Source organism: Sorangium sp. So ce726 (assembly GCF_051521405.1).
GTDB lineage: Bacteria > Myxococcota_A > Polyangia > Polyangiales > Polyangiaceae > Sorangium.
Window position 1 is genome coordinate 8,596,270 of record NZ_CP150349.1, and the last position, 10,711, is coordinate 8,606,980.

The 10,711-nt window shown below is 68.0% G+C and carries 7 protein-coding genes; all 7 read right to left on the bottom strand.

The genetic code is table 11. The features are described 5' to 3' along the window. Window position 1 precedes the first annotated feature (1 nt). Window positions 2-2,242 (bottom strand): type VI secretion system Vgr family protein, encoded by a 2,241-nt coding sequence (locus WME79_RS31725; protein WP_437522413.1) that lies wholly within the window; start codon window positions 2,240-2,242, stop codon window positions 2-4. A 12-nt stretch (window positions 2,243-2,254) separates the two neighbouring features. After that, on the bottom strand, window positions 2,255-4,459 hold the full coding sequence (locus WME79_RS31730; RefSeq protein WP_437522415.1) for a type VI secretion system Vgr family protein: 2,205 nt from the start codon (window positions 4,457-4,459) through the stop codon (window positions 2,255-2,257). Window positions 4,460-4,577: 118 nt separating this feature from the next. Further along, window positions 4,578-5,144, bottom strand: coding sequence for a hypothetical protein (locus WME79_RS31735; RefSeq protein WP_437522417.1), 567 nt, complete (start codon window positions 5,142-5,144; stop codon window positions 4,578-4,580). A 177-nt stretch (window positions 5,145-5,321) separates the two neighbouring features. Beyond that, window positions 5,322-5,777, bottom strand: coding sequence for a hypothetical protein (locus WME79_RS31740; RefSeq protein WP_437522419.1), 456 nt, complete (start codon window positions 5,775-5,777; stop codon window positions 5,322-5,324). Between the two features lie 56 nt (window positions 5,778-5,833). Beyond that, the gene (locus WME79_RS31745; protein ID WP_437522420.1) at window positions 5,834-6,226 is read right to left on the bottom strand and encodes a hypothetical protein; all 393 of its coding nucleotides are present in this window, start codon (window positions 6,224-6,226) and stop codon (window positions 5,834-5,836) included. A gap of 89 nt (window positions 6,227-6,315) precedes the next feature. Then, entirely contained in the window at window positions 6,316-10,203 is a 3,888-nt protein-coding gene (locus WME79_RS31750; RefSeq protein WP_437522422.1) for an RHS repeat-associated core domain-containing protein, read from the bottom strand. 3 nt (window positions 10,204-10,206) lie between these two features. Continuing rightward, the gene (locus tag WME79_RS31755; RefSeq protein ID WP_437522424.1) at window positions 10,207-10,662 is read right to left on the bottom strand and encodes a hypothetical protein; all 456 of its coding nucleotides are present in this window, start codon (window positions 10,660-10,662) and stop codon (window positions 10,207-10,209) included. Between the last annotated feature and the right edge of the window lie 49 nt (window positions 10,663-10,711).

Sequence of the window (10,711 nt, forward strand, 5' to 3'; positions counted from 1 at the left end):
CTCAGTTCTCCTTGATGACGCCCAGCTCGTCGCAGTCGCCGTCGAACGTGATCGCGACACCGGCGAGCGACACCGACGCTGGGGTCAGGGTGATCGTGGACGCCCCCATGACGACGCTGAGCGAGGTCTGGGCCTCGAACACGACGTTCGCCGCCTTGACGATCTGCGCGCCCCCCGCGACCTCGAGGAAATCTGCCTCGCTGACGTCCTGACGGTCCCCGGCGACGACGTTCAGGATCGCGCCGGCGGCCTTCTGACTCAACGTGGTCCCGACCTCGACGGCGCGGCCGCCGCCGGCGAGGATCACCTTGGCCGCTCCCGCCGCCTCGGTCCGGCTCCCCTTCACCGTCACGGTCCGGTCCGAGGCGGTCATCTCGATCAGCGCCGCGCCGACCGTGTCCTCCATCGTGGCCATGGTCGCCTCGTCGACCGAGCCAGCCGCGAGATCGATCTGCGCCCCGCCGATGGCCAGCGTCGAGCTCCCCGTGACGGTGCGCTTGTGATCCCCGCCCGCCTTGAGATCGCGGCTGCCACCGACGGTGAGCGAATGGCTGCCGACGTCATCGACCATGAACGTCGAGGCGCGCACCTGCTGATCACCGCCGATCGCGAGATCCTGGTTCGCTCCGACAGCGGCGGACATGCTGTCGATCACCGCCAGCGAATGATTGGCCCCGATGGAACGCGACTCGCTGTTCCCGATGCTTTCCATCACGTTGTTCCCCGCACGGATCGAGCCGTCCCGGGACGCGTTCATGAACAGCTCCTCGGCGCCCGCCCGATCGTCCATGCGGATCTCGTTCACCGACCCGCCGCCCGGGGTGGTGGCGGTCTGCAGGGCCATCCGGGTCTTGTGAGCCGGCAGCGGATACGGGGGCGGAGACGCGGCATTGTACAACCGCCCTCCCACGAGCGGCTGATCAGGGTCGCCGTCGATGAAATCGAGGCACACCTCCCAGCCCACGCGCGGCGTCAGCATGCCGCCACCAAGCGGGAGCTGGCTCGTCCGGATCCACGCGCTCGATGAGTCATCGGCCTTGCCACGCCGATCCCACGGCAGCAAGACCTTCACACGACCGTGCTGATCGGGGTGGATCTCCCTGCCCGCCGGTCCCGTCGTGACGGCCGACTGCGGGCCAGCGACCCTCGCTGCCCGCGGGGCTCGCGGGGGACGGTAGGTGCTCTTCGACGTCGGGATTGCGCGGAACGCGATACGCCCCCCGCGCTGACTCGCGCCTCCGTGCGCGTGGGTCTTCGGGAGCGCCTCCAGGGCGAGTTCGACCTCCACGAGCAGGTACTCCTGATTGAGTGGCTCGTAGGGATGGTCCGTCAGCGAGAACCTGCGCCCGGGGCGCACCCGAAGGGTGTTCGTCGTGCCGCTCGCGAGGACGCGCCGGGCGCGGAGCGACTCCAGGAGCACCCTGGCGCGATGGTCGCCCACAGCCGGCTCGGTGAACCGGCCAGGGTGCACGTACACTTCCAGCGCTCTCTCCTGGTCGTCGTCCCCTTGGGCCGTGGCGTCCAGCTTGACCCTGGGTCTCTCGAAATCATGGTCTCGGAGGTGCACGCGCCCCGGCGCGATCGTCCTGTCGCAGGAGATGGTGGTTATCGCATCGAGCGTCGTATCGAGCCCGTCTGCCGGGCGGAACACCAGCTGATTCCCCCCATCGATGTCCTCGGGTTCGGTGTCGACGAAGGTGACCGTGTCGGCCCCGGTGCTCGAATCAACGAGGAAGGAGATCCCGTCTTCCGCGAGCAGCCGCCTTACAAAGTCGAGATCCGTCTCACGGTACTGCGCCGTTGTCTGTCGCTCCGGGTAGCTCTGCGTGAGCTGCCAGCGCTGCGCCGACGCGGGGATGCCCGCGCCCGTGAGGACCTCCTTCACGATGTCGGGAGCTGACATGTGCTGGAAGATCCGGCAGTCGGCGCGCTGGGTGAGCCGGAAGAGCCTGGGACGCGCGACGAGCCGCGTCCCGGTCTCCTCTGTGCCCCCCGCCGTGGCGCGCTCTGCCTCGACGACATAGCCGGCCAGCTTGCGCTCCTCCCGGCCGTCGCGGCGCGACAGCGCGAGCAGGAGCGGCTTCCCCAGCAAGGTGGCCGGGTCCGGTCCTCCAGCGCGGTCGGTGATCTCGCAGCGGAGCGAGCCAACGTCATCGAGCGCCTCGTGCGCTTCGAGCCAGAGGAGCGGGAACCGGACGCCGTCTATCGTGAGCTCGTGCTCGATCTCGGTGGTGTCTGCCACGCTGTCCGTCCCTCACCCGATCTTGAGGCTCGCCGCCTGCCGGACGATGAGCGCCGCGTTGATGGCTATCTTCGCGCCCTGGAGCGTCATCGGGCCCCCGTCGAGCTTGATCGCGCTCCCGCCGCCCTGGAACCTCCCCACGCCGCCCGCGAGGACGATCTGCGGTGCCTCGACGACGTAATCGCCGCCCGCGTCGCGCAGGTGGAGCCCTCCAATCAGCTGCTTCACCGCGCCGGCCTGCGTGGAGAGCGCGCCCACGCTGTGTATCTCTCCCGCGGACGACGTCTGATCCTTGCTCGTCGCGACGCTCTCGACGCTCGTGCCGGCGACGAGCTGCGCGATGAGCGCCCCTGCCGTCTCATCGTAGGTCGAGAGCATGTTGTCGTCGATGGAGGCGAGCGAAACGCTGGTCTGGACCGAGCCGACCTCGCGCGTGAAGGCGCCGGTGATCTGCTGGCGGACGCCGCACGAGATGGTGATATGGTCCCCGCCCACAGCGTAGTCGCGCGCCCCGCCGACCTTCTCGACGAGATCGGCGCTCGCGTGGACCTGATCGTCGCCGCTCACGGAGATCGCCTGCGCGCCGGCCACCTTGTTCTGGAGCGCGTTGCCGACGTCGATCGACTGGTTCGCGCCGACCGCGATCGACTCGTTCGCGCCGACGGAAACCGCGTAGTTGCTGCCGACGCTGTGCTCCTCGTCGCCGCCCACGGTCTCGTCCTTGTCGTGGCCGGTGGCGATGGCGAGGTCCTTCTTGGCGGAGATGGAGAGCCCCTGGCTCGCCGCCGTGTCGCTCATCGTGATCTCGTTGTGCCCGGCGCCGCCCGGCGTGGACATGCTCTTCAGCGCGCTCCTGGCGGCCGCGCCGGGCAGGGCGTAGGGCGGCGTGTCCTCCACGTTGAACGTGCGCCCGAGCACGAGGGGGCGATCCGGGTCGCCATCGAGAAAGCCGACCGAGACCTCCCAGCCGACGCGAGGCAGGACCATCGAGCCGCCGAGGCCAAGCTGCGATACGCGCAGCCAGGCGCTCGACGTATCGTCCTGCTTGCCAGAACGATCCCACAGGAAGCGCACCTTGACGCGGCCGTACGGGTCGACGTGGACGGCCTGGGGCTCGTTCGACGGCCCGGTGACGATCGCTGTCTGGACGCCGCCGATTCGCGGCTTCTTCGTGCGGCGACCCGGGGCGAACGGCGCGTCCTTCGGGATGGCGGCGAACTCGTTCTCGCACGCCTCTGCACCCAGCCGGCCTCGCGATCGGAGCTCGGTGAGGACGAACTCTCCCTCCAGGAACGGCTCTGCCGCCCCCTCGATCGTCATCGGTGTACCGCACAGGAGCCCCGCTGCGTGTGTCTTGCCGCGGCAGACGTCCACGTCGCCCCGGAGGGAGCTCAGCCGCCGCGCCGCCTTCCGTGCGCCTTCGGCGCCCGTGGTGAACCCGCCGGGGTACTCGAAGTGGTGAATGGCTCGGTTGCCGGGCGCCGCTGCCGAGGCAGCGGGGAAGACGTCAGGCTTCTCGAAATCGTAGTCGCGCAGCGCGAGGCCCGTGGTCCTCAGGGTCTTTCTGCGGCGCAGCTCGAGCACCGGCCGAGCGTGCGCGCGCGCGCCCTGCCGGACGGAGAGCAGCACCTCTGGAACCCCGTCCTGCGGCGCGAAGGCCGCCGGGTCGTCACCCAGGACGAGCCTGTGCCCGTCTGGGCCGTGGAGGAAGAAGTAGAATACGCCCTCCTCTTCGAGGAGCCGATGAATGAAGTCCAGCTCTGTCTCGCGGTACTGGCACAGGAACTCGCGAGGCGCGTAGCTCTGCCGGAGTCGCCATTCGACGCCGCTGTCGACGCCGGCGTCGGCGAGGACGGTCTTGACGACATCGATCGGGCTCCTGTCCTGGAAGATGCGCGAACCCTCGCGGTGCTCGAGTGCGGCGAGAGCCGGCCGGAGCCGGAGGTGAAAACGGTACTCGCCAGCCTGGACCTGGAGGAAGCCGACCCGGTCCGGCAGGCCGTCGTAATGCCGGACGCCCCCGTGGCCATCATCGACCTCGAGCAGCATCCGGCGCTGGAGGCACGCATCGACGCGAAACGACGGGTCGCTGGTCGAGATCTCGACGCGGACGGCGTACGGCAGCGAGATCGCCTCGTGCGCTTCGTAGGAAAGGACCCGGACGTCGCTGGCCAGACCGCCGCCCTTGAGAATGATGTGGCCGAGCGTCCCCTCCATCAAACGCGCCCTCCAGCTCCCGGAACCCTCATGTGTACCCTGACGCGCCGCCCCTGGCAACGCACCTCACGCGCGGCCAGCTGGGCTCCCGGGAGGCGCAGGGCGCGATGGCGCGGGCTCAATTCAGCCTCAAGATGCGCCCGACGAGGCGGAATAGCCCACGAGAGGCGGCGCTGATGCGGCTGCCGATCACCTCGATGTCCCCGTCCTGACGGATGCGGACCGCGCCGTGCCCTGAGCGCAGGAGCACTTCCTCGTCCGCCTCGATGCTCACCGTGGTCGCCTGCAGCCGGATCTCGCGAGGCTTGCGCGTCGTGAGCGCCGCGACGACGAGAGGCGCTTCCCCCTCGCAGCACTCCACCAGCACCAGGTCGCCGTTGGCCTGAGCGTCGGCGATCACCTCGGGATCCACCTCGGGCGCGAGTTCCGCCTCGAGCGGCGCGGTCGCGCCGCGGAGCACGATCGTCGCGCTGCGGCCAGCCACGTCGAGGACGCGCGCGGTGCGTGTCCCCGCCGCCGGTGCGCGAGCTGGCGCGCCGTCCGCGCCGCGCGGCGCCGGCTCCGGGGAGGTGGATTGCGGGAGGAGATCGTCGATGGAGAGGCGCGAGGCCGGCGTGGCCTCCTCCCCCGGCTCGACGGTCACGTTGCCAAGCCCGTCGAGGTCCTTGTCGTGAGCCCTCATCATGCCTCCGGGTTCCTCCGCGATGGTAGCACTCCACCGCGGCGAGCTCGAGCTGCGAGCATGCTTCTCCAGGTCGTCCTTGCGGCGAACGACGCGCGAGTCGAGCCGAGCCTCCACGCGGCGCCGGTCCGTGGTCGTGATGAGCGCGAATGCATCGGTTCTATAAGGCTACTCGACACGCTAATAATAATTAGGGGCGACCAGCCTCCAGAGCTCGTCGCACCGCTTCTCGTAGGCCGGGTCCTTGGGGTCGACGTTACGCATGGCGCGGAGGAACTTATCCGGCGGCTTGTAACCGTGTGTATCGATGTAATGGAGAACCTGGTCCGGGAATATGTAAATGCAACTCTTTCCGGGGACGCAAATGTTTTTCCAACCCAGCCTTGTATATCGCCCAGCAACGATCCGCTCGGGGGGCTCAGTGTCCGGATCGTCGAAGCAGAAGCTGCATGCCTCCGTGCTCTCGATTTCCTCAGGCGTCCAGCCGTGTATGATGAACTGCTCCAGCTTCGCGACGTCCTCCGGATCCACGGTCCCCTGAGGGATTGGACGAGGCTTGCCCATCCAGCCGATCGTGACCAGCTTGGGGTGCTCGCAACTTCCCCACCAGTGCCCTCCATCACGGAAGTACGACATGGCGCAACACTCCTGTTCTATGTTGGCGATGAGCGCAACAGCATCGGTGCGGATGGCTACTCTGAAGCCGTGTGCCTCCGGTCGACCAGCGCCCAGAGCTGGTCGCACCTCTTGCTGTAGGCCGGATCCTTGGGATCGACCTTGCGCATGGCGCGGAGGAAGTTGTCCGGCGGCTTGTAGCCATGCGTATCGATGTAATGGAGAATCAGGTCCGGGAATATGTAAATGCGCGACTTTCCGGGGACGCAGATGTTTCTCCAACCCAGATATGTCTCTTGCCCAGCAACGATGCGCCAGGGGGGCTCAGTGTCCGGGTCGTCGAAGCAGAAGCTGCACGCGTGCGTACCCTCGATTTCCACCGGCGTCCAGCCATCCATGATGATCCGTTCCAGCCTTGCGACATCCTCTGGGTCCACAGTCCCTTGAGGGATTGGATGAGGCTTGTTCATCCAGCCGATCGTCACCAGCTTGGGGTGCGCGCAACCCTCCCAGCGGTGCCCTCCATCACGGTAGTGCGACATGTCACAATGCTCCTGCTCTATTTCGGAGATTTTCGCTTCTTCTTGCTACCGCGGCCCTTACCTTCGAAAAATTGATCGTCCAGCTCCGGGGTCGAGGGGCGATAGCCCTCCGGACCCGGAGCCACGTTCGACGTCCCCCCCTCACGCCAGAAGCCAGGCTCATAGCGCAAGTCATTACGTTCGTTCTGAGTGTATATCGTGTTATAGTCCTTCCCGACGTGCAAGTTCTCCGTCGGAGCATACACCTTGCTCCCATCTTTCGCCATCTCTGCGGCGAGGCGGTCAGCAATGCTGTTCTCCCCTTTGGCCGTCTTGCAACTCGCCAACCGGATCGTCATTCCAGGCTTGTAGTCCGGGTGGTTCCGGATGTAACCAGCGAGCTCCTGCTCATCAGAAACCATGTAATTTATGCGATCCTGACGGGCGCTGTTATCAAACGGCCTTCTGAGTCCACTCTCATTTCCGTGCCCGCGCATAATGAACTCTTCGGGGTTATCAAGAAAATCAAACTTTCGCACACCAGCATAGATGATAACCAGTCCGAAGGGATCCCCCCATCGGAAGGGGTTGCGCGCATACCGATACGCATTCAACCCGCCGAGGAGCCCTGTCGGGTCGGGGCTGATGTAGCGCCCCGTGTCCGGATCGTAATACCGGAACCGGTTGTAGAAGAGCCCCGTCTCCGGGTCTTCGTACTGCCCCTGAAAGCGGATCGGTGTCTCCGCCTCCGCGCTGCCGCGCGGCCTCACGCGACCCCAGACGCTCCGCTCGATGCTCCCCGCGATCGTCCCGTCCAGGTTCACGAGCGCGGCAGGCGCGCCCGCCGGGTCGGTCAGGTAGCAGCACCAGCGGCCATCGCCGTCGCGCTGATAGTGCGCCATCGGGACGAACTCGTCATCCTCGTACACGTAAGTACGGGCACGCTCGGAATCGCCCGCGCGCGTCACCTCGTGGACGAGCCGGTGCCGATCCCAGACGTACCGCGTCGTCGCTACGTCGATCCACCGCTCGCCCTGGCCTCTCCGCGATACACGTTTGCCGATCCGCCTCGCCAGCGGATCGTACGTGAACTCCACGCGAAGGCCTTCGGGCGTCAGGACGCATTCGAGAAGATCCCGATCGCTCCACTGGAAGCGCGTCACGAGCTCCCCGCCCGATGGCGCACGGAGGCGCCGCTCGCTCAGGCGCCCCAGGGCGTCCCATACGTAGTCGATATCTCCGCGGCGAACCAGCCGGCCACCCGGCCCGTAGGACCAGGCGCCGCTGCCGCTCGCCTCGGTAATGTTGCCAGAAGGATCGTAGCGGAAGCGCTCCTCCCGCTCCACCGCTCCCCACGCCGCGATGACCTGGCCGCGCGCGTCGTGATCGTACCGCGTCACCCCGCTGTCGCGATCCCAGACCTCGAGGAGCTCCTGCCGCGCGTCGTACCGGTATGCCCGGCCCCACACCGCGTCGGGCAGCGGCCCGACCCAGTCCGGCTCTCCTCGCCCGATCCTCGGCGCACGAGCAGGGGACGTGATCCACCGTGCCGCGATCTGACCGGCAGGCGTGTACGCGGTCGCGACAGCGCCGCCGTCGGGCGAGAACACGCGCCGCACCTCGCGGCCCAAAGGATCGTTCGCGTGGTCGATCAGGAGCCCTGCCGCTGCGCTCGTACGCCTCCGCAGGCCGCGGGCATCCCGGACGATGGCCTCCTCGTGGCCCCACGATGTCTGACGCGCGACCGCGCCCCCGATCGCGCCCCATGTCGTCTCGATCGCATACGATACGCCCCCGACCGTCTGCTCCTCGCGCGTGATCCTCCCGCGCGCGTCGCGCTCGAACGTGAAGCGCCCCGCGCCGCTCGAAGCCGCGATCACCGCCCCGTTCGCGTCGTGCTCGTACGTCTCTGTCCCGCTGCCCGGCCGGGTGATGGTGACCAGGTTGCCGGCGGCGTCGTAGGAGAGCTGCATTCGCCCGCGCTCCCCGTTCTCGATCGACTGCAGCCTGCCCGCCTCGTCGAAGCGGTACCTGAACGTCCGCCCGTCGAACGTCGTCTCCTTCACGAGGCGGTGCCACGCGTCGTAGTCAAGCCGGTGCACCTCGCCCACCTCGTTGTGCACCTCGAGGAGCTCGCCGTCCCGATCGTACGCGAGCCGCACGCTATTGCCGTTCTGGTCCTTCGCCACGCAGAGCTGCCGATAGCCGCCCCACGCGAGCTCGCGCACGTTGCCGGCCGGATCCTCGACGCGCACGAGATAGCCCTCCGCGTCGTACGCGTACCGCGTGACGCCCTCAGGAGCTTGCGTCGCGAGCAAGTTCCCGAGCGGCGAGTACTCGTGGCGGACGGTCCGACCCATCGGGTCGGTCCTTGCGACCATTCGCCCGAGAACATCATAGCGCCACGACCAGCGCGCGCCGTCAGGGGCGACAGCGCCGACCTGATTGCCATGCGCGTCCCGCTCGATGCGCCATGATCCTCCTCCCGGAGACGCAACCTCCACGACCTGACCTCGGCCGTCGCGCCGGTAGAGCGTCGCCGCGCCAACGCCGTCGCGGTGAACGACCACGTTGCCGCGCCCGTCCCGATCGAGCTCGACCGTGTCTCCCCGCCGGTCCGTGATGCGCACCGGATTGCCACGAGCGTCCCGCTCGATTCGCGTGACGCGGCCCAGTGGGTCGGTGATCGCGAGGATACGGCCGCGCTCGTCGCGCTCGAACGTGGTCGTCGCCCCCAGGCCGTCGGTCCGCGACAGGAGATGTCCGTGCTCATCATACGTCCGCGTGACGACCCCGCGCCCGTCGACGCTCCTGTCGAGCGTCCCCATCGGGTTGCCGAAGAACCGGCGGACGGTGGTGGAGTCGGTCACCTCGCTGTAGCCGCCGGAGCCGTACACGAGCTTGCAATGATAGATGCCCTTCGCCACCGTGGTCCCGTCACGGAGCCGCGGGGGCAACCCCTTGGCGAGGCAGGGATCCGCCTTGCCGGCGTAGTCGAGCCAGACCTCCACACAACGGCGTTGCGAATCGTAGGCGTAGTGAGACGTGAGCCCGACGCGATCGGTGGATGACACGAGGAGATGACCACCATCGTATGTGTAGCGGGACGCGTGGCCCTCGGCGTCCGTCACGCGGACGAGGTCACCGTCATCGCCGCGGGTGTAGCTCGCGATCCGCAAGGAACGATCGTGCGTGGGCGAGGTCAGCACGTCGATCGCAGCGATCCTGCCGCCAGCGTCCGGCGTGACGCGCAGCACCCTCCCCACGCTGTCGACGACGCGAACCAGCGCGCCGTCATGATATGTGAGCTCGATCCGGTTTCCGTTTCCATCCTCGATCGAGCTCAACCGGAGCAGGCGCTCATCGGGGCCAGCGCCCGCAAAGACGCGATCGAGCCCGTCTCCGATGTCGAGCACGAAGCCTCTGGCATCGCGGCGCAGCAGGTAGCCCCAGGGCCCGATCGTCTCCTCTCCGACGGCGAGAGGCTGCTCGAAATCGACGGAGATACCTTCGTCGGTCCACACCACGATGGAGCGGCGTCGCACCTCGATCGTCCACCCCCAGCTGTGTCCCCAGCCCCACCCCAGCCCGAAGTCGCGCGCGGCCGCGCGCGAGCTGTAAGAGCGCGTGAACTCGAGCGGGATGGGCCCGGGGAGGCGCAGATCGGTGACCGGGGGCGTGAAGACTCGCCCGGTGACGACGTCGACCGGGTCACTGGCGCTCTCGGTATCGGATGTACCGCTCGGTGCGCACTTCTGATCACCGCTCGCGCCCGCGCCTTCGCCGCCACGGCCGTCGCCGCCGCCGTCACCACCGCCGCTGCCGCCGCCGTCACTTCCGCCCGCGCCCCCTCCTCCGCCCATCACGGCGATTCCCGGGCACATGCCCGGCGGGGCTGCTGCGTCCGGCGCAGGTGCTGTCGACATCGGTCAGCCCTCTCCTTGACGGCTCGGGCTCCCTCCTCGCTCGCCGCGGAGCGCCGCGTGAAACCGCCTCTCGGCGCCGGGATCCTCGGCCATCCGCGGGCTCCAGTGCTCGCTCCCGCGGACATAGTCGGCCAGGGTCACGCCCGCCCTGGCGAGCGCCGCCTGCACGTCCCCGGTCTCGTGCAGCAGCGATGTCACTTGAGCGAACTGCTCCAGCGAGATCGGCGGTGCCGCCGCGCGTGATACCGCCTGGTAGGCCGCAGTACACGTTGCGAGCAGCGCCGGGATGCCTTCGTTCTCGTTCGCCAGAGCGCCCGAGAGGAGCGCCTGCCAGTGCGCGTCGGCGGCGTTCCATCGCGCCTCGTCGAGCCCATGTCGAGCGAGCACCTCCGCCTGCGCGCCGCCGGATGCTGCGAGCTGTGTCATGACCGTCACGTACGTCTCCAGATCGAGCACCATGATTGAGCGGGTCGAGCGTAGGCGATGCGGATGTGCTGTTCCAGAACGA

What these genes read in the sequence shown, in the direction of transcription:
- WME79_RS31750 (WP_437522422.1), bottom strand. Translation starts at nt 10,203, where the DNA reads ATGTCGACAGCACCTGCGCCGGACGCAGCAGCCCCGCCGGGCATGTGC.
- WME79_RS31740 (WP_437522419.1), bottom strand. Translation starts at nt 5,777, where the DNA reads ATGTCGTACTTCCGTGATGGAGGGCACTGGTGGGGAAGTTGCGAGCAC.
- WME79_RS31745 (WP_437522420.1), bottom strand. Translation starts at nt 6,226, where the DNA reads ATGAACAAGCCTCATCCAATCCCTCAAGGGACTGTGGACCCAGAGGAT.
- WME79_RS31755 (WP_437522424.1), bottom strand. Translation starts at nt 10,662, where the DNA reads ATGGTGCTCGATCTGGAGACGTACGTGACGGTCATGACACAGCTCGCA.
- WME79_RS31735 (WP_437522417.1), bottom strand. Translation starts at nt 5,144, where the DNA reads ATGATGAGGGCTCACGACAAGGACCTCGACGGGCTTGGCAACGTGACC.
- WME79_RS31730 (WP_437522415.1), bottom strand. Translation starts at nt 4,459, where the DNA reads ATGGAGGGGACGCTCGGCCACATCATTCTCAAGGGCGGCGGTCTGGCC.